We start from the raw sequence: 23,693 nt of genomic DNA on the forward strand, positions 1-23,693 counted from the left end.
GGGCGAACGTTATGCATGTTGTGGGCGCGCCCGCGCGGGCGACCCGCCGGCTCACGCACGCCCAGGGAGCGGACCGCACCGGGCTCGGCCGCCTGATCGAGCTGACGGCCGCCCACTCGGCCGGGGACGCGCTGGTCACGGTCGCCCTCGCGGGGGCGCTGCTGTTCCGGCTCCCGGTCGGCCAGGCCCGCGGGCAGGTCGCGGTGTACCTGCTGGTCACGATGCTGCCGTTCACGGTCGTGGCGCCGTTCGTCGGGCCCGTGCTCGACCGGCTGCGCTCGGGCCGCCGCTACATCATGGCGGGCACCCTGCTCGCGCGGGGCCTGCTGTGCTGGGGCATGGCCGGCGCCGTCCACACCTCCGACGCCGTCACGCTGTTCCCGTCCGCCCTCGCCGTCCTGGTGCTGTCGAAGGCCTACAACGTCTCCCGGGCGGCGATCATGCCGAGTCTGCTGCCCGCCGACATCCCTCTGGTGACGGCCAACGCGCGGGTGGCGCTGTTCGCGCTGGTGTCCGCCGGGGCCGGGGCGGGCCTGGCCACCGGCCTGTCCGCCGCGGCCGGGCCCGACTGGGTGCTGCGCGCCGCCGTGCCGCTGTTCCTGCTGTGCGGGGTGTTCGCCGTACGGCTGCCGCGGCACGTGGACGCGCCCGACCCGGAGGAGGACGAGCCGCGCCCGCGCTGGCGCGCGCTGCTCGGCCTGGGCCCGGACGTGAACAGGGACGCGGGCGTGAACAGGGGCCCGGGCGCGCGGCCGGGCGTCGGCTCCCTGGTGGGCTCGGCGGTGGGCGAGGCCATGGGCGCCAACGCCGCGATCCGGGTCCAGTCGGGCTTCCTCGTGTTCTTCCTGCTGTTCCTCGTCCAGGACGGCCACCTGCGCGGCCCCGGCCCCACGGTGGCGCTGGCGCTGCTGGCGGCCGCCGCGGGCGTGGGCGGCCTGGCGGGGGCCGCCGCGGGCTCCTGGACCCGGTCCCGCTCGCCGCAGCTGACCGTGCTGGCCACGCTCGCGCTCGCGACGGTCGCCACCGTCGCGGCGGCGTTCGTCTTCACCATCTGGACCGCCGCCGCCGTCGCCCTCGTGGGCGCGTTCGCCCAGGGCCTCGGCAAGCTCGCCTTCGACGCGATCGTGCAACGCGAGATCGGCGAGGAGGTGCGCTCGTCGGCCTTCGGGGTCGCCGAGACGCTGCTGCAGATCGCCTGGGTGTCCGGCGGCCTGCTCGGCCTGGTGCTGTCCCTGTTCGTGGCCGGTCCCGCCGGGCTCGGCGTGATTTCCGCGGCCCTCGCGCTGTCCCTCGGCCGCCTCCTCGCGCTGCGCCGCCGCAGGCTCGCCACCGGAGCCGCCACCGCCTGAGCCCCGCCGGACCCTCCCGGGTCCTCGCCGCGTCTGGACGCCGGACGCTACGCGTCGAGGTCGTCGGCGACCGCGCGCAGCACGGTCGCGACCTTCTTGGCGTGCGACACGTCGGGATGCTTGCCCCGCTGGTAGGAGTTCGAGATGTCGTCGAGCAACTTGATCAGGTCCTCGACGATGACGACCATCTCGTCCGGCTTCTTCCGCTTCGCCTTGGGCTTCACGGTCTTGGCCAGCGTCGGAGGCTGGTCGATCACCCGCACCGAGAGCGCCTGCTGTCCGCGGCGGCTCTCGGCCACCCCGAACTCGACCTTCTGCCCGGGCTTGAGGGCCTCCACGCCCTTGGGCAGCGCGGAGGAATGGACGAAGACCTCACCGCCGTCGTCGCGGGTGAGGAAGCCGAAACCCTTGTCGGCGTCGTACCACTTGACCTTGCCACTCGGCACAGGGGTGACCTCGTTCAGACTGTCGTGAAGGTGATGGATGTAGGTTATGCCCACAGACAGGCCCCGTGGACCCACTAAGGGGCCACTGAAGCGTCGCGTCTCCGGATTCCCGTCGATCTTCCGTCAACCCCTGTCGCGCGGGCGGTCCCGTGATCCCCAGGAGGCGTCGCCCTACCATGGAGACGATGACGGGCACGGACTTCAGCGAGTGGCTGCGCGGCCGTTCCGACGAGCACCTGCGAGCGCTCGTGACGGCACGGCCCGAACTCGTCACGCCCGTCCCCGCCCACCTCGACGGCCTCGCCGCCCGCGCCTGCAGTCCCTCGGCCCTCGGCCGGGCGCTGGACCGGCTCGACCGCTTCCAGCTCGCCGTGCTGGAGACGCTGGCGCTGGGCGACGGCCCCTCCTCCCGACCGGCTCTGCTCTCCATGATCGTACGCGCGGTCCCCGACCCGCCCGGCGCGTCCGGCACGTCGGGCCCATCCGGCACGTCCACGGAGGAGGAGATCGGGGCCGCTCTCGACGCGGCGCTCAACGCGCTGGTCACCCGCGGCCTGGTCTACGGGCCGCCGGACGCCCTGCTGCCCGCGCCCGGAGTGCCCGCGGCCCTGGAGCCCCCGGCCGCGCTCGGCCCGCCGGCCGCCGAGGTCTTCCGCCACCATCCGCCCGAACGGCTCGACGTCCTCCTGCACGACATCGACCCCGCGTACGAGGGCGGCGGGCAGGCGGACGCGGGTAGACCGGCCAGGGAACGGCTCACGGCGCTGCTGTCCGACCCCGCGACCGTCGCGCGCCTGCTGGAGGAGGTGTCGCCGCAGGCGAGGGCGGCGCTGGACGAGCTCGTCTGGGGCCCGCCGAGCGGACGGCTGCCGAGCGCCCGCCGTGAGGTGGACACCGCGACCGCGCAGTCGCCCATCGAGCAACTGCTGGCTCGCGGGCTGCTGGGGGCGACCGGGGAGGAGACGGTCGCGCTGCCCCGTGAGGTCGCCCTGGTCCTGCGCGGCGGCCGGGTGCACCGCGACCTGTCCCCCGGGCCGCCCGCCCTGGACGGACCCGTACGCGACCAGGAGCTGGCCGACCGGACGGCCGCCGGGCAGGCGTTCATGTTCGTCCGCATGGTGGAGGAGCTGTGCGAGCTGTGGAGCGTCGACCCGCCCGGCGTGCTGCGCGCCGGCGGCCTGTCCGTACGGGACCTGCGGCGCGCGGCCCAGCTCCTCGATCTGCCGGAATGGGCGGCCGGGCTGGTCGCGGAGGTGGCGCTCGCGGCCGGGCTGATCGCGGCGGGCGAGGGTGAGTGGCTGCCGACCGGCGGTTACGACGGCTGGCGGATCAAGGCGACCGAGGACCGGTGGGCCGTGCTCGCCGCCGCCTGGGCCGCGATGGACCGCGCGCCGGGCCTGATCGGCGAACGCGACGACCGGGACCGCCCGCTGAACGCGCTCCACCCCGACCTGCGCCGGTCCGGCGCGGCCCAGACGCGGGCGCGCACGCTCTCCGTGCTGGAGGCGGCACCGCCCGGCCTGGCACCGACGCCCGAGTCGGTGCTCGCCCGGCTCACCTGGGAGCAGCCCCGGCGCCGGTCCGCGCTGCGCGACCCGCTCGTCCGGTTCGCCCTGCGCGAGGCCGAGCACATCGGCGTGACGGGCCTCGGCGTGCCGGCCGCGCACGGCCGCTCGGCGGCCCGCGGCGACGGCCGGGCGGCGGACCTGCTCGCGCCGCTGCTGCCGCAGGCGGTCGACCACGTGCTGCTGCAGGCCGACCTGACGGCCGTGGCGCCCGGACCGCTGACCACCGACCTCGGCCGGCGGCTCGCGCTCACGGCCGACGTCGAGAGCAAGGGCGGCGCGACCGTCTACCGCTTCTCCGAGCAGTCGGTCCGCCGGGCGCTCGACGCCGGGCACTCCGCCGGCGACCTGCTCGCGATGCTGGAGCGCCACTCGGCCACGCCGGTCCCCCAGCCGCTGGCGTACCTGGTGACCGACGTCGCCCGCCGCCACGGCCGCATCCGGGTCGGCGTGGCGTCGTCCTACGTCCGCTGCGACGACCCGGCCCTTCTCGACGAGGTGCTCGCCGACAAGCGGGCCCATCTGCTGCGGCTGCGGCGGCTCGCGCCCACCGTGCTCGCGTCCAAGACGTCCCGGGCGGCGCTGGTCGACTCGCTGCGGGCGATGGGATACGCGCCGGTCGCCGAGTCGCTGGAGGGCGACGTCGTCGTCGCTCGGGCCGACGCCCGGCGGACCGAGGGCCCGCCCGCCGCCCGCGTGTCCGCGAACCCCGGCCCGAACCCCGACGCGGCCGCGGCGGCCGTACGGGCGATGCGGGCGGGGGACGCGGCGCACCGGTCCCGCCGCCGGCCCACCGAGACGCCCGAGGGGCAGGTGCCCCGCTCCCCCAGCACCGCCACGATCAGCGCGCTGGAGGAGGCCATCCGGCAGGGGTCGCGGGTGTGGATCGGCTACACCGACTCGCAGGGGCACGCCACCAGCCGTATCCTCGAACCGGCCCGCATGGAGGGCGGCTACCTCACGGCGTACGACGAGACCCGGGCGACGGTCCACCGCTTCGTCCTCAGCCGCATCACCGGTGTCGCGGGCTACGACGCCGAGCGGTCCCAGACGCCCGGAGAGCACGCCGCCGGAGTCGACTGAGGGGCGTCTCACAACACGGCGGGCGACCGGCCTCGGTGAAACGGGACTCATCAGGCCTGGTCTCTTGTTGGATAAGGGACAGCCGTACAAGGGAGCAGGCATTGAGTGACGGGCCGCTGATCGTTCAGTCGGACAAGACGCTGCTGCTGGAGGTGGATCACCCGAGGGCCGGCGAGTGCCGCAAGGCCATCGCCCCGTTCGCCGAGCTCGAACGCGCGCCCGAGCACGTCCACACCTACCGGGTCACCCCGCTCGCTCTGTGGAACGCCCGCGCCGCCGGGCACGACGCCGAGCAGGTCGTCGACGCCCTCATCGGGTTCAGCCGCTACCCCGTGCCGCACGCGCTGCTCGTGGACGTCGCGGAGACCATGGCGCGGTACGGCCGCCTGCGGCTGGAGAAGCACCCGGTGCACGGCCTGGTGCTCACCACCAGCGACCGCGCGGTGCTGGAGGAGGTGCTGCGCTCCAAGAAGATCCAGCCGCTGGTCGGGGAGCGCCTCGGCGCCGACTCGGTGACCGTGCACCCCTCCGAGCGCGGCAACATCAAGCAGACGCTGCTCAAGCTCGGCTGGCCGGCCGAGGACCTGGCCGGATACGTCGACGGCGAGGCTCACCCGATCGACCTGCGCGAGGACGGCTGGGAGCTCCGGCCGTACCAGAAGGAGGCGGCGGACGCCTTCTGGCACGGCGGTTCCGGCGTCGTCGTGCTGCCCTGCGGCGCGGGCAAGACGATCGTGGGCGCGGCCGCGATGGCGCACGCGCGGGCGACCACGCTGATCCTGGTCACCAACACGGTCTCGGCCCACCAGTGGAAGCAGGAGCTGCTGCGGCGCACCTCGCTGACCGAGGACGAGATCGGGGAGTACACCGGCACCAAGAAGGAGATCCGCCCGGTCACCATCGCCACCTACCAGGTCATGACCACCCGGAGGCAGGGCACGTACCGGCACCTGGAACTGTTCGACGCCCGCGACTGGGGGCTCGTCGTGTACGACGAGGTCCACCTGCTGCCCGCGCCGATCTTCCGGATGACCGCCGACCTGCAGGCGCGCCGCCGTCTCGGGCTGACCGCCACGCTGGTGCGCGAGGACGGCCGGGAGGGCGACGTCTTCTCGCTCATCGGGCCCAAGCGGTACGACGCGCCCTGGAAGGAGATGGAGAACCAGGGCTACATCGCCCCGGCCGAGTGCGTCGAGGTCCGGGTGACGCTCCGCGACGACGAGCGGCTGGCCTACGCGATGGCCGAGAGCGACGAGCGCTACCGGTTCTGCTCCACCACCCCCGCCAAGATCCGGGTCACCGAGGCGCTGGTGCGGCGGCACGAGGGCGAGCAGGTGCTGGTCATCGGGCAGTACATCGACCAGCTCGACGAGCTGGGCGAGCACCTGGAGGCGCCGGTCATCAAGGGAGAGACCAAGGTCAAGGAGCGCGAGCGGCTGTTCCAGGCGTTCCGCGACAAGGAGATCCAGGTGCTGGTGGTCTCCAAGGTCGCCAACTTCTCCATCGACCTGCCCGAGGCGGCCGTGGCGATCCAGGTCTCCGGCACGTTCGGCTCACGCCAGGAGGAGGCCCAGCGGCTCGGCCGCGTGCTGCGTCCCAAGGCGGACGGCGGGGGCGCGCTGTTCTACTCCGTCGTCAGCCGGGACACCGTCGACCAGGAGTTCGCCGCGCACCGGCAGCGCTTCCTGGCCGAGCAGGGGTACGCCTATCACATCATCGACGCTGACGACGTGGGCCAGGAGGACCCGGCGAGGTGACCAGTGGACGCCGTGTCCCGGGGCACGCTTCCCCGGGAGCACGTCCACGGTGAAGATCGACGGACGCCTGTCAGATCCAGGAAATGCCTGCGGGCCGTGTCACCACATCACCCCCTCGCGCCTGTACCGACATCACGGTGCCGTGATGGCGGCAATACCCACTCAGTACGGCGAATCACGCAATATGCGCATTTTTCACCTTGTCCCTGGTTTGTCGGTAAAAAGCGGGAAGTGTTACCAATTCTTCGGTGTGTGAGCAAGTCGCTACAGAACGCGCTAAATAAACGCGACATACAGCAATAAAGCACCCCGACGGCACCGCGCCTGATCAGCACTGCGTTTGAGCAGTACCGCGATTGAGCAGTACCGCGATTGAGCAGCACCGCGTTTGAGCAGCACCGCGTCCGGCACCCTCGGCAACAGGGTGCCCCGGCGCGTCGACGCACCAGGCAGGCGTCCGGGGCGCAGCGCCTCGGAGCCTCCGGCGGTCCGGGCACCGGACAAGCCGGAACGCCGTGAATCCGGAAGCCCCTGCCCCCGGCGTCCCGCGTGCGGCGGCTCAGCGGACGGCCAGGCCGCCGAAGAGCAGGACCGCCAGCGCCGCGATCCACGCCGCCACGGCCACGCCGTACAGGGTCTCGCGACGGGCGAACCAGGCGAATCCCATCGTCCCCGCCGCGACGAGCGCGACCAGTTCGGACAGCGAGGCCACCGGCGCCAGCCGATCCGCGCAGTCCGGCGATGGCTCCAGACCGGCGCAGAAGGCCGGCCGGCTCCAGCCGCCGAAGACCGCGAAGCCCCACAGCGTGGCGAGCAACAGGCTCACCGCCGCCAGGATCGCGGGAGGAACCGAGGTGCGCGTCACCCGCGTAGAGATACCCAGGCAGGCCGACGGCGACACGCTAGAGAAATACCGTTTCGGCATGAGGGCGCCCGTCGCTAAGCTCTTGTCCTTCCGCCTCTCGTCCTTCCCGCCTCCGTCCTGTCCGCTGCCCGTCTTCAGTCCTGTCCTCGGTCCTGCCCTCGTCGTGTACGGAGGAGTTTTCGCATGCCTGAGAATGTGCTCGAAGCCGAGCGCGCCCATCTCGCGGCCTCCCGCGCCGCGTTGCGGGCGATGCGTGAACACGCGCAGTCGCTGTCCGCGGACGCCGCCGGCGACTGGGTGTCGCAGCAGGTGCTCCAGGGCCTGCTCGACCAGCGCGTGGCCGCCCTGGCGGACCACCCGGACACACCTCTGTTCTTCGGCCGCCTCGACCGGTCGGCCGGCGACGACCTGCCGGACACCATCCACGTCGGCCGCCGGCACGTCCACGACGACAGCAGCCGGCCCCTCGTCATCGACTGGCGCGCGCCGATCTCCCGCGCCTTCTACCAGGCGAGCCCGTCCGACCCGATGGGCGTCGCGTTGCGCCGCCGGTTCGGCTACCAGGGCGGCGACCTCACGGCGTACGAGGACGAACCGCTGGACGGCCGGACGCTCGGGCAGAGCAGGCTCCTCACCGAGGAGATCGAGCGGCCCCGCACCGGCCCCATGCGGGACATCGTCGCCACCATCCAGCCCGACCAGGACGAGATCGTCCGCGCGGACCTCGGCGTGACCGTCTGCGTGCAGGGCGCCCCCGGCACCGGCAAGACCGCCGTCGGCCTGCACCGCGCGGCCTACCTCCTGTTCACGCACCGCGAGAAGCTGGCGAGGTCGGGTGTGACGATCGTCGGCCCCAACCGCGCCTTCCTGGCGTACATCTCCTCGGTCCTCCCGGCTCTCGGCGAGGTGAAGGTCGACCAGACGACCGTGGCGGGCGTCCTCGGAGAGCACGCGCATCCCGAGGACGCGGCGGTGGCGGCCGTGAAGGGCGACGCCCGGATGGCGGAGGTCCTGCGCCGCGCCCTGTGGCTGCACGTCGTCAAGCCGGTCGAGGGTGTGCTCGTCACCAAGGGCGTGAACCGCTACCGCGTGCCCGACCACGAGGTCCGGGAGATCGTCGCCTCGCTGCGCGGCACGACGAGGTACGGCCCGGGCCGCGCGATGCTGGCCCAGCGGCTCGCGCACGCCGTGCTCGTCCAGATGGAGCGCCGCGGCGAGTCTCCCGACGACCGTACGCAGGACGCGGTGGCCCGCTCGAAGCCGGTCAGGGCCGTCCTCGACGCCGTGTGGCCCAGGCTGACCCCTCAGCAGGTGCTGCACCGCCTGCTGTCGGACGCCGAGTTCCTCGCGAAGGCCGCCCGGTCGGACCTCTCCGCGGAGGAGCGGGAACTGCTGCTGTGGCGCAAGCCGTACAAGTCGCACCGCTCGGCGAAGTGGACGGCCGCCGACGCCGCCCTCCTGGACGAACTCGGCGACCTCATCGAGCGCACCCCCTCCCAGGGCCACCTCGTGGTGGACGAGGCGCAGGACCTGTCGGCCATGCAGTTGCGCGCGCTCGGGCGGCGCTGCCGCACCGGTTCGGCGACCGTGCTCGGCGACCTCGCGCAGGGCACCACGCCCTGGTCGGCGCGGTCGTGGAAGACCGTGCTCGACCACCTCGGCCAGCCCTCGGGGGAGGTCACCGAGCTCACGCTGGGCTTCCGCGTGCCCCGCGAGATCCTCGACTTCGCCGCGCGGCTGCTGCCCTCCGTCGCGCCCGATCTCGCCCCGCCACGCTCCCTGCGTCCCGGCGCCGGGTCGCTGTCCGTACGGCGCGTGCCCGACGTCGCCGCGGCCCTTCCGGAGACCGTGCGGGAGACGCTGGACCGCGAGGGCTCGATCGGCGTGATCGCGGCGGACGCGGCCGTACCGGCTCTCTCGGCCGCACTGGACACCGCCCGCGTGCCGCACACGGTGCTCGGCCCCGACGCGACGGGCGACGACCGGGTACTGCTGGTGCCGGCCACGCTCGCGAAGGGCCTGGAGTACGACCACGTGATCGTGACCGAGCCCGCCGGCATCGTGGCCGCCGAGGACCGGGGGCTCGCCCGCCTCTACGTCGTCCTCACCCGGGCCGTGACGTCCCTGACCATCCTGCACGCCCACGATCTACCCCCGGAGCTGACATGAGTGAGGAGCCGGCATGAGCGAGGTCACCCTGCGGTACGGCGGTCCCGGCGACGTCGACGCCGTGCTGCGGTTCTGGCTGGAGGCCGCGGAGAACACCGACCGGCACGACGACGCCGCCAAGGTCGCGGCGCTGGTCGAGCGTGATCCCGAGGCGCTGCTGATCGCCGAGATCGGCGGCCGCGTGGTCGGCACGCTCATCGCGGGCTGGGACGGCTGGCGGGCGAGCCTCTACCGGCTCGCCGTCGACCCCTCCGAGCGGCGCAAGGGCATCGGATCGCAGCTGATCCGGGCCGCCGAGGAGCGGTTCCGGAAGTACGGCGCGTTCCGGGTCGACGCGATGGTCCTCAACGACAACGCCCTGGCGCACCACGCCTGGACGGCGGCGGGATACACGATGCAGACCGACTGCGCCCGCTGGGTCAGGCGCCTCACCTGAGCCGTGGAGGTCAGTCGTCGATCGCCTGGTAGAGCGTGGTCCAGAAGTCGTGGATGAGCCGCGCCGAGTCCGGGGTCGACATCCCGACCTGGGTGAGCAGGATTCCGGTGAGCTGCTTGTCCGGGTCGGCGTAGGTCGAGGTGCCGCTTCCGCCGTCCCAGCCGAACTGGCCGACGGACGCGTAGTCGCCGCGGTAGGTGCGCACTGCCATCCCCATGCCCCAGCCGCCGTGCTGCCCCTGGCCGAAGGACACATGGACGTTGTCGGCGGCCATGGCGGTGCGGGCGGCGTTCTGCTCGGGAGTGAGGCGGTTGGTGGTCATCAGCTCGACGGCGGGCCGGGACAGGATCCGTTCGCCCCGGTGCCTCCCGCCGTTCAGCAGCATCCGGAAATAGGCGTGGTAGTCGTCGACGGTGGAGACCAGCCCGCCACCGCCGCCCTGGAACGCCGGAGGCCGACTCCATCGGCCCCCCTCGGCCTCGTCCCACACGGTGAACTCTCCGGTCCCGGGGTCGGGGGCGTAGAGGGTCGGCAGCCGGTCGATCTTGTCGGCGGGCACGTGGAAACCGGTGTCCTTCATCCCCAGCGGCTCGAAGACGCGTTCCCGCAGGAACGTCTCGAACGACCGGCCCGTGACCCTGGCGACGAGCACGCCGAGTAGATCGCTGCTGATGTGGTACTGCCAGCGCTCTCCGGGCTGGTGCATCAGCGGAAGCGTGCCGAGACGGCGGATCCACTCGTCCGGCTCGGGCATCGGCACCGGCAGGTCGGGTGTGAGCCCCTGCTCGAAGACCGCGCCCATGATCGGGGTGCCGAGCGACGTCATGTCCATGCCGAGCCCGAACGTGGAGGTGAGCAGGTCTCGTACGGTGATCGGCCGCCGCGCCGGCACGGTGTCGTCCAGCGGGCCGTCGATCCGCTTCAGCACCCGCCGGTCGGCCAGTTCCGGCAGCCACTGCTCCACCAGGTCGTCCAGCCGCAGCCGGCACTCGTCGAGCAGGACCATCGCCGCCGCGACGGAGACCGGCTTGGACGTCGAGGCCATCCGGAAGATCGTGTCGCGGCGCATCGGCGCACCGCCGTCGTGGCACATCGTCCCGATCGCCTCGACGTGCGTCTCCTCGCCCCGGCCGACCAGGGCGACGAGCCCGGGAATCCGTCCCGAGTCGACGTGCCGTGCCAGCACCTCGTGCAGTCTGCGCAGCCCCGCCGCGGAGAAGCCGCCGTTGCCGTTATGCATCATGAACCGCCCTATCCAGCATTGTTCGCGAATCTCTGAACGGTCGCAAAGCTACATTGCATTCACGGATCAGTCAACAAACTTTTCGGCAGTACGCCCAGCCAGACATGGGCTTACTATTCCTTCTTGCAATGACCGTGGCACTGAATGCAATAGGTGGACAGCCGCGCTTTGCAATGGGCTCAGAGTGAATGCATACTGTGCGGCGGGTGTGCGGGCGCGGAGCCGCGCATGCCGGCAGACAGGAGACGATTGCCGTGCCCGGAGGCAGACTCACCAACGAGGACCGTCAGCACATCGCCGCGGGGCTGGCCGAGGGACTCGGATACGCGGAGATCGGCCGGCGGCTGGGACGTCCCGCCTCGACCATCATGCGGGAGGTCACCCGGAACGGCGGACCGGGCGACTACGGGGCGGACCGGGCGCACGAGGCCACGCGGCACCGTGCGCGCCGCCACAGGCAGGCACAGCCTCCGACGCCGCCGGTCCCCGACGGCGGCCATGGGCGTGATCCCCAGGCGGTGCGGGACTTCACGGAGTCCTTCACCGCCCTCCTCGTGGAGCAGGGGCTGCCCCGGATGGAGGCCAGGGTGCTGACCTGCCTGTACGTCACCGATTCCGGCGCTCTCACCGCCGCCGACCTGGTTGAGCGGCTTCGCGTCAGCCCGGCGTCGGTCTCGCACGCCGTCGCCTTCCTCGAACAGCAGGGAATGCTCAGGCGGGAGCGGGTTCCCGGCGCGCGGCGTGAACGCTATGTCATCGACGACGAGATCTGGGTGCGGTCCATCCTCGCCTCTCTGCGGATGAACGAGGCCCTGGCGGCCGCGTCACAGCGCGGAGCCGAGATTCTCGGGGCCACGACCCCGGCGGGCGCCCGCTTCGGGTCCTCCGCCGAACTTCTCGCCCTCGTGAGCGAGGCCTTCCGGCAGGTCCTGAAACAGTGGCGGCAGGGCTGACCGCCCGGCGCCCATGCACTTGGGGAGACCGGGCGCAAGGGAAAAGGGCGGCTCCCCCGAGGGGGAACCGCCCTTCCTGGTGAAGCGGGAGAGCAGGACTCAGAAGTCCATGTCGCCGCCGCCGGGCATGGCGGGGGCCTTCTCCTTCTCGGGCTTCTCGGCGATGACGGCCTCGGTCGTGAGGAACAGGGCCGCGATGGACGCCGCGTTCTGCAGCGCCGAGCGGGTGACCTTGGCCGGGTCGATGATGCCCGACTCGAACATGTTGACGTACTCGCCGGACGCGGCGTTGAGGCCCTCGCCCGCGGGCAGGTTGCGGACCTTCTCCACCACGACGCCGCCCTCGAGGCCGGCGTTGACGGCGATCTGCTTCAGCGGCTCCTCGAGCGCCTTGCGGACGATCGCCGCGCCGGTCGCCTCGTCGCCGTTGACCTCCAGCTTGTCGAACGCGTTGGCGCCGGCCTGCAGCAGGGCTACGCCACCGCCGGGGACGATGCCCTCCTCGACCGCGGCCTTGGCGTTGCGGACGGCGTCCTCGATGCGGTGCTTGCGCTCCTTGAGCTCGACCTCGGTCGCCGCGCCGGCCTTGATGACGGCGACGCCGCCCGCCAGCTTGGCGAGACGCTCCTGGAGCTTCTCGCGGTCGTAGTCGGAGTCGGTGCGGTCGATCTCGGCGCGGATCTCGTTCACACGGCCGGAGATCTGCTCGGCGTCACCGGCGCCGTCGACGATCGTGGTCTCGTCCTTGGTGACGACGATCTTGCGGGCGCGGCCGAGCAGGTCGAGGGTGGCGTTCTCCAGCTTGAGACCGACCTCCTCGGAGATGACCTGGCCGCCGGTCAGGATCGCGATGTCCTGCAGCATGGCCTTGCGGCGGTCGCCGAAGCCGGGGGCCTTGACGGCCACGGACTTGAACAGGCCACGGATCTTGTTGACGACCAGGGTCGCCAGGGCCTCGCCCTCGACGTCCTCGGCGAGGAGGACCAGCGGCTTGCCGGACTGCACGACCTTGTCGAGCAGCGGGAGCAGGTCCTTGTTCGCCGAGATCTTCTGGTTGGCGATGAGGATGTAGGCGTCCTCGAAGACCGCCTCCATGCGCTCGGGGTCGGTCACGAAGTAGCCGGACACGTAGCCCTTGTCGAAGCGCATGCCCTCGGTGAGCTCCAGTTCCAGACCGAAGGTGTTGCTCTCCTCGACGGTGATGACGCCTTCCTTGCCCACCTTGTCCATCGCCTCGGCGATGAGCGCGCCGATCTCCGGGTCGGCGGCGGAGATGGAGGCCGTGGAGGCGATCTGCTCCTTGGTCTCCACGTCCTTGGCGAGCTTCGACAGCTCCTCGCTGACGCGCTCGACGGCGGCCTCGATGCCCTTCTTCAGCGACATCGGGTTGGCGCCGGCGGCGACGTTACGCAGACCCTCGCGGACCAGCGCCTGGGCGAGCACGGTGGCCGTCGTCGTGCCATCACCGGCGACGTCGTCGGTCTTCTTCGCGACTTCCTTGACCAGCTCGGCGCCGATCTTCTCCCACGGGTCCTCGAGCTCGATCTCCTTGGCGATGGAGACACCGTCGTTGGTGATCGTGGGGGCGCCCCACTTCTTCTCCAGCACGACGTTGCGGCCCTTGGGGCCGAGGGTCACCTTCACGGCGTCGGCGAGCTGGTTCATACCGCGCTCGAGACCGCGCCGGGCGTCCTCGTCAAACGCGATCATCTTGGCTGCCATTAGGCTAGACCTCCCAGTAGCAGGGTGTCTTCAACGGACCGAGCCGACGCCCGCGACGGCGTGGACCCGCTATCCCTGCGCGAGCCCCATCGCCCCGATCCCGGTTGTTGTCACTCTCGACCTCAGAGTGCCAAACAAGTATTTAGCACTCTACCCCCGAGAGTGCAAGCGGAAGCCACTCTGACCAGCTTGGACGAGGTTCCCGAACACCCGGACGAGCCCGGACGAGCCGAAGGCCCGGCCCGCGGAACGCGGACCGGGCCTCCAATGGTCGCTTGACGGGATCAGACGGCCCGTACGGCCTCCGCCTGCGGGCCCTTCTGCCCCTGCGTGATGTCGAACTCAACCCGCTGACCCTGCTCGAGGGCCTTGTAGCCGTCCATCATGATTGCCGAGTAATGGACGAACACGTCCTTCCCACCGTCTACCGCGATGAAGCCGTAGCCCTTGTCCGCGTTAAACCATTTGACGGTGCCCTGCGCCACTTCCGACTCCTCTTGCTGGGCTGGGGACCACACCCAAGAAGCCCCCGGTTTTGTCGATCGTCTTCGACCATACCCGTGTCAAGGCGTAGAACAACAGAGTCAATCCGCAAACTACTACGGCGCGTTCGCTCAAAGCGGTACAGACGATTATTCACTTTTCTACCGAAAGGTTGAGAGCTTCACCATTCGCTGTGGCGACATCTCACTTCCCCGGCGAGAGAAGTGCATGTCAGGTGCCCGGCGGCGGTGTCGCGGCTCAGCCCCCGGCGACGGCGGGGATGACCGAAATCTGTACCCCGTCCGGTGTGGCGGTGTCCAGCCCATCGGCGAAACGGACGTCCTCTTCTCCGACATAGACGTTGACAAAACGCCGGATCTTGCCCGTCTCATCCAGGATTCGACCTCCGATGCCCGGATAGTCCGCATCCAGCTTCTGCAGGACCTCGCGGAGCGTTCCCCCCTCCCCGCTTACCTCCGCGACGCCGTTGGTGTACGTCCGCAGAATCGTCGGAATCCGCACGGAAACGCTCATTGTTCACTCGCTTTCGTTGCTGCCGATGGGCCTGTGATAACGCTTTCAGTTGGCGAATGCCGCACGGAAGGCGTCGAGGGAGGGGCGGATGACCGCGGACGGACGGGCCTGCTCGGCCACCGCGTCAAGTGTCTTGAGACCGTCGCCGGTGTTCAGCACCACGGTTTCGGCCTCGGGGTCGAGGCGGCCCTCGTGCACGAGCTTGCGCAGCACGCCGACCGTGACGCCGCCCGCGGTCTCGGCGAAGATGCCCTCGGTCCGGGCCAGCAGGCGGATCGCCTCGACCACCTCGCCGTCGTTCACGTCCTCCACCGCGCCGCCCGTACGACGGGCGATGTCGAGCACGTACGGCCCGTCCGCCGGGTTGCCGATGGCCAGCGACTTGGCGATGGTGTCCGGCTTGACCGGCTGCACCACGTCCTGCCCGGCCTTGAACGCGCGGGAGACCGGCGAGCAGCCCTCGGCCTGCGCGCCGAAGATCCGGTACGGCCGCTCCTCGACCAGGCCGAGCTTGATCAGCTCGCGGAAGCCCTTGTCGATCTTCGTGAGCTGCGAGCCGGAGGCCACCGGGACGACGATCTGCTCGGGCAGCCGCCAGCCGAGCTGCTCGGCGATCTCGTACGCCAGCGTCTTGGAACCCTCGGCGTAGTAGGGCCGGAGGTTGACGTTGACGAATCCCCACTTCTCGCCCAGCTCGTCGCCGATGAGCTCGGAGCAGAAGCGGTTCACCTCGTCGTAGGTGCCGTCGATGCCGACCAGCCGGCCGCCGTACACCGCGGCCATGGTGACCTTGGCCGCCTCGAGGTCGGCGGGAATGAACACGCAGGAGTCCAGCCCGGCCCTGGCCGCCGCGGCGCCCACCGCGCCGGCGAGGTTGCCGGTGGACGAGCACGACAGGGTGTGGAAGCCGAAGGCGCGCGCGGCCTCGACCGCGATCGCGACGACCCGGTCCTTGAAGGAGTGGGTCGGGTTGCCGGAGTCGTCCTTGACGTGCAGCGACCGCAGCCCCAGCTCTGCCGCCAGCCGGTCGGCCCGCACGAGCTTGGTCCAGCCGGGCTGCAGGTTGGGCTTGTCCGCCACCCCGGCGGGGACGGGAAGCAGGGAGCGGTACCGCCAGATGTTCGCCGGGCCCGCCGCGATGTCCTCCCGGCGGACCTCTCCGAAGTCGTACGCCACCTCAAGGGGGCCGAAACACTCCGTACAGGCGAAGACCGGGCCGAGGTCGTAGTGGGCGCCGCACTCGCGGCAGGACAGACCGGTGGCGGGGCCGAAGTCGGTGGCGGTGGTGGGGGTCGCGGTGCTGATGTGCGCCATGAAGCGAGGCCTTTCCCTCATCTTCGCTCGCGACCGCCCTGGCCGCGAGCCGGAATTGGCACCTGTCCCGGCCGGGCCTCGTGGGCACGAGTTCGACACCGGGGAGGTTGCCGGGGCTTCGCAGGGCCGGTCCCTCCACCCCTCTGGATGAGCATCTTCAGTTGTAGAACCTTCGAAAAAGGTCCTCCAGCACTGTACCCCGGCGTCCCCTGTGTCCGTTCCGCTGTCTCGGATGGCGAGACGGTTTGTATCAGCCGTAGGCCTCGCCGAGCGCGCTCTGCACGTACTTGCGCGCCTGGTGTATCCGGGACTTGACGGTGCCGAGGGGAATGCCGAGCTGGTCGGCGACCTGGGAGTAGTCGAGCTGGCAGATGTCGCGCAGCACGAGCGCCTGGGCGAGGTCTGGCCGCTCGGCCTCCAGCGCCTCCATCGCGTCGAGCAGGTCGAGCCGCGACCCCGCGATGACGCTCACCCGCCGCGGGTCCGGCCGCTGCTCGGGCAGCTCCTCCGCCTGCTCGGACGAGCGCCGCTTGAGCGACCGGTAGGTCGTCCTGGCGCAGTTCACGGTCACGATGTGCAGCCAGGTGCTGAACTTGGCCCGGCCCTCGAACCGGGCGATGTTGCGGGCCACGGCGAGCAGCGTGTCCTGCGCCGCCTCCTCCGCGTCCTGCCGGTACGGTAGTAGCCGCTCGCAGTGCCGCAGCACGTCGGGCTCGATGCGCCGCAGCAGCTCACCGAGGGCGCGGTGATCTCCCCGGGCGGCCGATCCGGCCAGCTCCTCGGTGACGTCGTCCAGTGCCATCCCGTTCCAGCCCTCCCGCGATCGGTTGACATCCTATTGATGGAGGTCCGCTTTTATTAATCTTCCGGCATGCGCGCCCGCTCTGATCGAGGGGAAACCCCAATGAGCAGCTCCGTCCTGATCGCGTCCAACCGGGGCCCGGTGTCCTTCACCCTGTCGGAGGACGGCGGCCTGACCATGCGCAGGGGCGGCGGCGGGCTCGTGTCCGGGCTGTCGGACGTGGTCAGGGACACCGACGTGCTGTGGGTCTGCGCGGCGCTGTCGGACGGCGACCGCGGGGCGGTGCGGCAGGCGCCGGGGGGCCGGCTCGACCGGGCGTTCGAGACGGGGCCCATCCGCATGCTGGACATCCCGCCCGCGGTCTTCCACCGGGCCTACAACGCGGTGGCGAACTCGACCCTGTGGTTCGTCAACCACCTGCTCTACAACACGCCCTTCTCCCCCGAGTTCGGCACCCGGTTCGCACGTGAGTGGGAGTCGTACCGCACCTACAATGGCGCGTTCGCGCTCGCGCTGGCGGAGGAGGCCACGCACCGGGCCCGCGTGATGGTGCAGGACTACCACCTGACGCTCACCCCCGCGATGCTCCGGGTCGAGCGGCCCGACCTGCGCATCGGCCACTTCTCGCACACGCCCTGGGCCCCGCCGGAGTACTTCGCGCTGCTGCCCGAGGACGTCGCGGCGGAGGTGCTGTCGGGCATCCTCGGCGCCGACCACGCCGGCTTCCTCACCGCCCGCTGGGCGCGCGCCTTCATGGACTGCTGCGCCGCCCTGCTCGGGGCGCGGGTGGACCACGCGGCCCGTACGGTGACCTGGGGCGGCAGGACCACCCGGATCGGCGTGCACCCGCTCGGGGTGGACGGCGACGCGCTGCGGGCGCGGGCGGCCGAACCGGACGTCGAGTCGCACATGGCGGCGATCAGGGACCATGTCGGCGACCGCAGGCTGATCGTGCGGATCGACCGCACGGAGCTGTCCAAGAACATCGTCCGCGGCCTGCGGGCCTACCAGGAGTTCCTGGAGGGCCATCCCGAGTGGCACGGACGGGTGGTCCATCTGGCGTTCGCCTACCCCTCCCGGCACGACCTGCCGGAGTACCGCGAGTACACGGCGGCCGTGCAGCGGTGCGCCCAGGAGATCGAGGACGAGTACGCCACCGAGGACTGGGACCCGTTGATCCTCAACGTCAACGACGACTACCCGCGCTCGCTCGCGGCGTACCGGCTGGCCGACGTGCTGCTCGTCAACCCCGTCAGGGACGGCATGAACCTGGTGGCCAAGGAGGGCCCGATCCTGTCGCCCCGGTGCGCGCTCGTGCTGTCCCGCGAGGCGGGCGCGGCGGCCGAGCTCGGCGCCGACTCCCTGCTGGTCAACCCGTTCGACGTCACCGCCACGGCGGCGGCGCTGCACGAGGCGCTGACGCTGCCGGAGGAGGAGCGCCTCGATCGCGGCCTGCGGCTGCGGGAGGCGGCCACCGCGCTGCCGCCGCGGCGCTGGTTCGACGACCAGATCGCCGCGCTGCGCTGAGACGCACCGGTGACGGCGGCGGCGGCGCTCAGTTCCAGGTGGCCTTCTTGAGGATCCCGTCCAGGCCCGGGGTGTTCCACTGGTCGACGACCAGGATCTTCGACGTGGGCAGATACCACTCGCGCTGGCTGTAGCGCATCTTCACCCTGAACTTCTTGTCGACGCAGGTCCCCGCCCACGCGTGGTAGTCCGCCCGGTGACCCGCCCCGACCTTCCGCAGCCCCTTGCCGGCGAGCTTCATGGTGCCCTTGTACAGGCGGACGGTCCTCGGGCAGACCGAGACGTCGGTCGCGGGATCGAACCCGTACCTGGGGTTGTAGGACTGGAACGTGTGATTGCCGATCTTGAGGGCCTTCGGGCCCAGCACCCAGAAGCCGTGGCACCCCGCGTCGCGGAAACCGAAGTCCATGGTGCCGAGACTGGGGCACGAGCCGGTGACGACGCGGGTCCAGTCCGTGCCGGCCTGGACCGCCTTCCACGACGCGGGGATGGTGAGGGTCAGGCCCTTGCGCAGGTGGACCTGCTTGGTGCCGCTCGCGGACGCCGCGGAAGGAGCCGCCAGGGTGGCCGTCAGCACGGCCAGCCCGGCGGCCGCGGTCGCAATGGTCTTTCCGATCATGTCTCCTACGGTAGGCCCGGCCACTTGGAGACGACTTGCGGGGCGATGTCGGCGAGAGGTCAATGCCAGGCGGCCTTCTTGAGGATCCCGTCCAGGCCGGGGGTGTTCCACTGGTCGACGATCAGGATCTTCGACGTGGGCAGGAACCACTCCCGCTGGTGGAAGTGGGCCTTCACCTTGAACTTCGTCATCGTCACGCACGGCCCCGCCCAGTCGCGGTAGTAGGCCTTGTGCCCCGGCCCGACCTGGCGCAGCCCCTTCGCGACGAGCTTGGTCTGGCCGATGTAGAGGTTCTTCCGCACCGGGCAGGGCCCGACGTCGGTGGCCGGATAGAACGGCCCGTCCGGCGTGTACGCGTTGAACAGCTCATGGCCGATCTTGATGGCCTTGGGACCCAGGACCCAGAAGCTGTGGCACCCCGAGTCGCGGAAGCCGTAGTCCGCGGTGCCGCGCGTGGGGCACGAGCCGGTGATGACGCGGGTCCAGTCCTTGCTGACGGCGTCGACCCGCCACGAGGCGGGGATGGTGAGCGTGAGGCCCTTGCGCAGGTGGACCTGCCTGGTGCCGCCGAGGTCGCTCGCGGACGCCGCCGCGGGAGCCACCAGGGTGGCGGCCGCGAGGGCGGCGGTCAGCACGGCGAGCCCGGCCGGGATGGTCTTCCGGTTCATGACCGGAAACGTTAGACCTGCCCGCTTGCAGACCGCTTGCCAAGCGATTCCACCAGGTCGCCGAGGAGGGCCACCACGCCGTCGGGGCCGTCCACCACGAGGTCGGCGCGTTCCGCCAGCTCGGTCACCTCGGCGGACCCGCTGCACACCCGTACGCCGGGCAGGCCGGCCTCCTCGACCGCGGCGAAGGCCGCGAGGTCGCCGAGGTCGTCACCGGCGAACATGACCGAGCGGGCGCCGCGCTCGGCGAGGAAGGCCGACAGCGCCCGGCCCTTGTCCATGCCGCCGGGCCGCAGTTCCAGCACCATGCGGCCCGGCTCGACCGCGAGCCCGGCCTCCGCGGCCAGCGCCGCGACCGGTCCGCGCAACTCCTCCAGGGCCGCGGCGGGGTCGGCGCACCGCCGGGTGTGCACGGCGACGGCGTGGCCCTTGTCCTCGATCCACGCGCCCTCCAGCCCGGCCACGAGAACGGGCAGCCGGGTCCGTACGAGGTCGAGCCCCGGCGGCGGTGGCGGGGCGGTCACGCGGCCGTCCTCCCAGCGTTCGAGGCCGTAGTGACCGAGGATCACCAGGCCGGGCACGTCTCCGAGCGACGGCCCGCCGGGGACCTCCCCCAGGCCGATGGCCGTCAGGGGCGGCCGGCCGGTGACGACGACCACGGCGCGTACGTGCGGGGCGAGCGCGGCCAGCACGCCCGGCACCGCGGGGTGCACGCGGGCGGCGGCGGGGTCGGGGACGATCGGGGAGAGCGTGCCGTCGTAGTCGAGCCCGATCACGGCGCCTGCCGGGTCGGCGACGATCGCGTCGAGTCCTGGGTGCGCGGGCAGTGTCATGGCCTCGTTCCGGAGAAGTGGTCGGGACGCTTCGGCGCGCCGTGCGGGGACGGTGAGCGGGTGTCTCAGGGGTGCATGCCGAACCTGCGGGCGGAGCGGTCACGCCGCCGGCCGGCCCTCATCCGGCGCAGTCGCTTGACCAGCATGGGGTCGTGCTCCAGCGCCTCCGGCCGGTCGATCAGCTCCCCGAGTAACTGGTAGTACCGGGTGGCGGAGACGCCGAAGGCCTCCCTGATCGCCTGCTCCTTGGCGCCCGCGTACCGCCACCACTGACGCTCGAACGCGAGCATCTCGCGGTCGCGGTCGGAGAGGTCGAGCCCGTCGCCGCCGGTCGGTTCGGTGTCCATCCGCTCCTCCTCGATCGGCCGCGAGCCCGTCCCTCATGGTAAAGGGACGCACGACGTTGGACGACCCGGGGTGTGCAGAGGAGAGAGGCCGACGTAGTGTCACGTGGTGTGAGCTCTGTAATCACGCTTCTGACCGACTACGGGCTGGAGGACGGGTTCGTCGCCGCGTGCCACGGCGTGATCGCGGGCATCGCACCGCAGGCTCGGATCATCGACGTGGGCCATCTCGTTCCCGCAGGGGACGTGCGGCGCGGCGCGGCCATCCTGGCGCAGACCCTGCCCTATCTCCCGGCCGGCGTCCACCTCGCCGTCGTCGATCCCTCCGTCGGCGGCAACCGCCGCCCGGTCGCGGTCGAGGCGGGCGGGCGGGTGTTCGTCGGCCCGGACAACGGCGTCCTGTCGTGGGCCGTCCGGGCCGCCGGCGGCGCCGACGCGGCCTACGAGATCACCAACAGGGAGCTGTTCCTGGCCAACGTCTCGCCGACCTTCCAGGGCCGCGACCTGTTCGCCCCGGTGGCGGCGCACCTGTGCGCCGGCCGGGCGGTGGCCGACGTGGGACCGCCGATGCCGGTGGACCGCCTGGTGACCCTGCCCGCCCCGACCTGCCGCCTGCGGGACGGCGCGGCGGAGGGCGAGGTGCTGTCGGTGGACCGGCACGGCAACGTCCAGTTCTCGATCACCGCGAACGACCTGGCCGAGATCGGCGTACGGCTCGGCGACACCCTGGCCGTGTGGCTGGGGCGCCGCCAGGTCGCGGTGCCGTACCGGGAGACCTTCACCGCCGTGCCGCCGGGCGACCTCGTGGCGTTCGCCGACTCCGCCGGCCTGGTCGCGATGGCGATCAACGCCGGGGACGCCGCCGACCGCCTGGGCCTGCCCCCGGGCGCGCACGTACGGCTGTCGCCCGGGCGCTGACCCGGCGGCGGGTCTCCTACTCGGCGTTGACCACGTCGCGGGCCTCCGCGAAGTGGCAGGCGCTGGGATGCGCGCTGCCCGGGCGGGCCTCCAGCGCGGGCTCCTGCTCGGCGCAGATGTCCTGCGCCTTCCAGCAGCGGGTGCGGAAGTGGCAGCCCGACGGCGGGTTGGCCGGCGAGGGCGGGTCGCCCTGCAGGATGATCCGCTGGCGGGTCTCCCGGCCCTCCGGGTCGGGCACCGGCACCGCCGAAAGCAGCGCCTGCGTGTACGGATGGGTCGGGCTGTCGTAGATCTCGGCGTCGTTCCCGAGCTCGACGATCTTGCCGAGGTACATCACCGCGATCCGGTCGGAGATGTGGCGGACCACCGACAGGTCGTGCGCGATGAAGATGTAGGCGAGGTTGAACTCGTTCTGCAGCCGCTCCAGCAGGTTCATCACCTGGGCCTGGATCGACACGTCGAGGGCGGAGACCGGCTCGTCGCAGATGATGATCTCCGGCTGGAGCGCGAGGCCGCGGGCGATGCCGATGCGCTGACGCTGGCCGCCGGAGAACTGGTGCGGGTAGCGGTTGATGTGGTCGGGGTTGAGGCCCACGACCTCCAGCAGCTCCTGCACCCGCTGCCGCCGGCCGCCCTTCGGCGCGACGTCCGAGTGGATCTCGAACGGCTCGCCGACGATGTCGCCGACCGTCATCCGGGGGTTCAGCGAGGTGTACGGGTCCTGCATCACCATCTGGATGTTGCGGCGCATCCGCTTGAGCTCGGCGCCCCTGGCGGTGGTGATGTCCCTGCCGTTGATCCGCACCGAGCCCGACGTGGGCCGCTCCAGCGCCATCAGCAGCTTGGCCAGCGTGGACTTGCCGCAGCCCGACTCGCCCACGACGCCGAGCGTCTCGCCCTTGCGCAGGTCGAAGGAGACCCCGTCCACCGCCTTGATCGCGCCGACCTGCCGCTTGAAGACCACGCCGTAGTTCAGCGGGAAGTGCTTCACCAGGTCGCGGACTTCGAGGATGGGCTCAGCGGGAGCCGTCATCGAGAACCTCCCTCCAGTAGTGGCAGGCGCTGCCGCGGGTGTCGCTGACCGTGTACAGCGGTGGGACGTCGGTCACGCAGTTCTCCTTGCGGTACGGGCACCGCGGGTGGAAGGCGCAGCCGGTGGGCATGTCGAGCAGGTTCGGCGGCATGCCCTTGATCGCGTACAACTCCTGGCCCTTGAGGTCCACGCGGGGGATCGACTCCAGCAGGCCCTTGGTGTAGGGGTGGGCGGGAGCGCGGTACCCGTCGAAGACCGAGGCGTGCTCGACGATGCGCCCGCCGTACATGACCGCGATCTTGTCGGCCACGTCGGCGACGACGCCGAGGTCATGGGTGATCAGGATCAGGCCCATGTCGCTTTCCTGCTGCAACTCCGCCAGCAGTCCCATGATCTGCGCCTGCACGGTCACGTCCAGGGCGGTGGTGGGCTCGTCGGCGATCAGGATCTCCGGGTCCAGCGCGATCGCCATCGCGATCATGATGCGCTGCCGCATGCCGCCGGAGAACTGGTGCGGGAAGTCGTCGACCCTGGACTTGGCGCCCGGGATCCTGACCCGGTCCATGAGCTCCACGGCCTTCCTGCGGGCGTCCCGCTTGGACATGCCCTGGTGGACGCGGAACATCTCCCCGATCTGCCAGCCCACGGTGAACACCGGGTTGAGCGCGGACAGCGCGTCCTGGAAGATCATCGCGATCCGGCGGCCGCGGATCTGGCCGCGGTCCTCGTCCCGCATCGTGAGCAGGTCGGTGCCGTGGAACCGGACCTCCCCCTTGGGGATGCGCGCCGGCGGCATGTCGAGGATGCCCATGATCGCCTGCGCGGTGACCGACTTGCCGGAGCCCGACTCCCCGAGCACCGCGAGCGTCTCTCCGGCGTTGACCGAGTAGGAGACGCCGTTCACGGCCCGTACGACGCCCTGGCGGGTCTGGAACTCGACGTGCAGGTTGTCCACGGCGAGCAGGGGTTCGTAGCCCGCGCGATCCGCCGGGAGCAGATGCGTGTCGACAGATGGGTTCTTCACTTGCCG

General features: G+C 71.3%; 22 protein-coding genes and 1 riboswitch. Of the genes, 8 read left to right on the forward strand and 14 right to left on the reverse strand.

Features of this window, described 5'->3' with window-relative positions; translation table 11 throughout:
* The first annotated feature begins 11 nt into the window (after window positions 1-11).
* Window positions 12-1,349 carry an MFS transporter gene (locus FED44_RS22450; RefSeq protein WP_244302148.1) on the forward strand — a complete coding sequence of 446 codons (1,338 nt, stop codon included), beginning with the start codon at window positions 12-14 and terminating at the stop codon, window positions 1,347-1,349.
* Window positions 1,350-1,396: 47 nt separating this feature from the next.
* Here the strand turns inward: FED44_RS22450 and FED44_RS22455 are convergent, their stop codons facing one another.
* Window positions 1,397-1,795, reverse strand: coding sequence for a cold-shock protein (locus FED44_RS22455; protein ID WP_117410018.1), 399 nt, complete (start codon window positions 1,793-1,795; stop codon window positions 1,397-1,399).
* Window positions 1,796-1,980: 185 nt separating this feature from the next.
* On the opposite strand from FED44_RS22455, the gene FED44_RS22460 reads away from it, so the two are divergent.
* Both FED44_RS22460 and FED44_RS22465 read left to right on the forward strand, forming a co-directional pair.
* Window positions 1,981-4,443 (forward strand): helicase-associated domain-containing protein, encoded by a 2,463-nt coding sequence (locus FED44_RS22460; RefSeq protein WP_138461926.1) that lies wholly within the window; start codon window positions 1,981-1,983, stop codon window positions 4,441-4,443.
* 101 nt (window positions 4,444-4,544) lie between these two features.
* On the forward strand, window positions 4,545-6,200 hold the full coding sequence (locus FED44_RS22465; protein WP_117410017.1) for a DNA repair helicase XPB: 1,656 nt from the start codon (window positions 4,545-4,547) through the stop codon (window positions 6,198-6,200).
* Between the two features lie 559 nt (window positions 6,201-6,759).
* Here FED44_RS22465 and FED44_RS22470 read toward each other — a convergent pair.
* Window positions 6,760-7,065 carry a hypothetical protein gene (locus FED44_RS22470; protein WP_138461927.1) on the reverse strand — a complete coding sequence of 102 codons (306 nt, stop codon included), beginning with the start codon at window positions 7,063-7,065 and terminating at the stop codon, window positions 6,760-6,762.
* 183 nt (window positions 7,066-7,248) lie between these two features.
* Here FED44_RS22470 and FED44_RS22475 point away from each other — a divergent pair, with 183 nt between their 5' ends.
* Both FED44_RS22475 and FED44_RS22480 read left to right on the forward strand, forming a co-directional pair.
* Entirely contained in the window at window positions 7,249-9,234 is a 1,986-nt protein-coding gene (locus FED44_RS22475) for a HelD family protein (protein ID WP_117410015.1), read from the forward strand.
* A gap of 13 nt (window positions 9,235-9,247) precedes the next feature.
* A complete protein-coding gene (locus tag FED44_RS22480) occupies window positions 9,248-9,670 on the forward strand; it encodes a GNAT family N-acetyltransferase (RefSeq protein ID WP_117410014.1) in 423 nt (140 codons plus the stop codon).
* Window positions 9,671-9,680: 10 nt separating this feature from the next.
* Here the strand turns inward: FED44_RS22480 and FED44_RS22485 are convergent, their stop codons facing one another.
* Window positions 9,681-10,910, reverse strand: a complete 1,230-nt coding sequence (locus FED44_RS22485; protein WP_117410027.1) for a serine hydrolase domain-containing protein — start codon at window positions 10,908-10,910, stop codon at window positions 9,681-9,683.
* Between the two features lie 257 nt (window positions 10,911-11,167).
* Here FED44_RS22485 and FED44_RS22490 point away from each other — a divergent pair, with 257 nt between their 5' ends.
* The gene (locus FED44_RS22490) at window positions 11,168-11,866 is read left to right on the forward strand and encodes a GbsR/MarR family transcriptional regulator (protein WP_138461928.1); all 699 of its coding nucleotides are present in this window, start codon (window positions 11,168-11,170) and stop codon (window positions 11,864-11,866) included.
* A 99-nt stretch (window positions 11,867-11,965) separates the two neighbouring features.
* Here FED44_RS22490 and groL read toward each other — a convergent pair whose 3' ends face one another.
* The 5 genes from groL to FED44_RS22515 form a co-directional block, all read right to left on the reverse strand.
* On the reverse strand, window positions 11,966-13,588 hold the full coding sequence (gene groL / locus FED44_RS22495) for a chaperonin GroEL (protein ID WP_117410012.1): 1,623 nt from the start codon (window positions 13,586-13,588) through the stop codon (window positions 11,966-11,968).
* 284 nt (window positions 13,589-13,872) lie between these two features.
* Entirely contained in the window at window positions 13,873-14,073 is a 201-nt protein-coding gene (locus FED44_RS22500; protein ID WP_030509192.1) for a cold-shock protein, read from the reverse strand.
* A gap of 256 nt (window positions 14,074-14,329) precedes the next feature.
* Window positions 14,330-14,605 carry a MoaD/ThiS family protein gene (locus tag FED44_RS22505; protein WP_138461929.1) on the reverse strand — a complete coding sequence of 92 codons (276 nt, stop codon included), beginning with the start codon at window positions 14,603-14,605 and terminating at the stop codon, window positions 14,330-14,332.
* Between the two features lie 45 nt (window positions 14,606-14,650).
* Window positions 14,651-15,919, reverse strand: a complete 1,269-nt coding sequence (gene thrC, locus FED44_RS22510) for a threonine synthase (RefSeq protein ID WP_138461930.1) — start codon at window positions 15,917-15,919, stop codon at window positions 14,651-14,653.
* Window positions 15,920-15,933: 14 nt separating this feature from the next.
* Window positions 15,934-16,073, reverse strand: a riboswitch (SAM riboswitch).
* Between the two features lie 96 nt (window positions 16,074-16,169).
* Window positions 16,170-16,721 (reverse strand): RNA polymerase sigma factor, encoded by a 552-nt coding sequence (locus FED44_RS22515; protein WP_117410009.1) that lies wholly within the window; start codon window positions 16,719-16,721, stop codon window positions 16,170-16,172.
* Between the two features lie 102 nt (window positions 16,722-16,823).
* On the opposite strand from FED44_RS22515, the gene FED44_RS22520 reads away from it, so the two are divergent.
* Complete coding sequence (locus FED44_RS22520) at window positions 16,824-18,248, forward strand: alpha,alpha-trehalose-phosphate synthase (UDP-forming) (RefSeq protein ID WP_138461931.1); 1,425 nt, start codon at window positions 16,824-16,826, stop codon at window positions 18,246-18,248.
* A 28-nt stretch (window positions 18,249-18,276) separates the two neighbouring features.
* Here FED44_RS22520 and FED44_RS22525 read toward each other — a convergent pair whose 3' ends face one another.
* The 4 genes from FED44_RS22525 to FED44_RS22540 all read right to left on the reverse strand — a co-directional run bounded on the left by FED44_RS22525 (window position 18,277) and on the right by FED44_RS22540 (window position 20,715).
* Window positions 18,277-18,867: a hypothetical protein gene (locus tag FED44_RS22525; protein ID WP_138461932.1), complete on the reverse strand. Its 591-nt coding sequence runs from the start codon at window positions 18,865-18,867 to the stop codon at window positions 18,277-18,279.
* A gap of 59 nt (window positions 18,868-18,926) precedes the next feature.
* Window positions 18,927-19,535, reverse strand: coding sequence for a hypothetical protein (locus FED44_RS22530; RefSeq protein WP_138461933.1), 609 nt, complete (start codon window positions 19,533-19,535; stop codon window positions 18,927-18,929).
* Between the two features lie 11 nt (window positions 19,536-19,546).
* Entirely contained in the window at window positions 19,547-20,368 is an 822-nt protein-coding gene (gene otsB / locus FED44_RS22535) for a trehalose-phosphatase (protein ID WP_138461934.1), read from the reverse strand.
* Window positions 20,369-20,433: 65 nt separating this feature from the next.
* Window positions 20,434-20,715: a DUF3263 domain-containing protein gene (locus FED44_RS22540; protein ID WP_117410004.1), complete on the reverse strand. Its 282-nt coding sequence runs from the start codon at window positions 20,713-20,715 to the stop codon at window positions 20,434-20,436.
* A gap of 108 nt (window positions 20,716-20,823) precedes the next feature.
* Between FED44_RS22540 and FED44_RS22545 the strand changes: the two genes are divergently transcribed.
* Window positions 20,824-21,630, forward strand: coding sequence for an SAM hydrolase/SAM-dependent halogenase family protein (locus tag FED44_RS22545; protein ID WP_117410003.1), 807 nt, complete (start codon window positions 20,824-20,826; stop codon window positions 21,628-21,630).
* A gap of 16 nt (window positions 21,631-21,646) precedes the next feature.
* Here the strand turns inward: FED44_RS22545 and FED44_RS22550 are convergent, their stop codons facing one another.
* Both FED44_RS22550 and FED44_RS22555 read right to left on the reverse strand, forming a co-directional pair.
* Window positions 21,647-22,663 carry an ABC transporter ATP-binding protein gene (locus FED44_RS22550; protein ID WP_117410002.1) on the reverse strand — a complete coding sequence of 339 codons (1,017 nt, stop codon included), beginning with the start codon at window positions 22,661-22,663 and terminating at the stop codon, window positions 21,647-21,649.
* Window positions 22,647-23,687, reverse strand: coding sequence for an ABC transporter ATP-binding protein (locus tag FED44_RS22555; RefSeq protein WP_138461935.1), 1,041 nt, complete (start codon window positions 23,685-23,687; stop codon window positions 22,647-22,649). Before FED44_RS22555 ends, FED44_RS22550 begins: the two co-directional genes overlap by 17 nt.
* Window positions 23,688-23,693: the final 6 nt, after the last annotated feature.

Origin of the sequence: Microbispora triticiradicis (assembly GCF_005864065.1) — a bacterium.
Lineage (GTDB): Bacteria > Actinomycetota > Actinomycetes > Streptosporangiales > Streptosporangiaceae > Microbispora > Microbispora triticiradicis.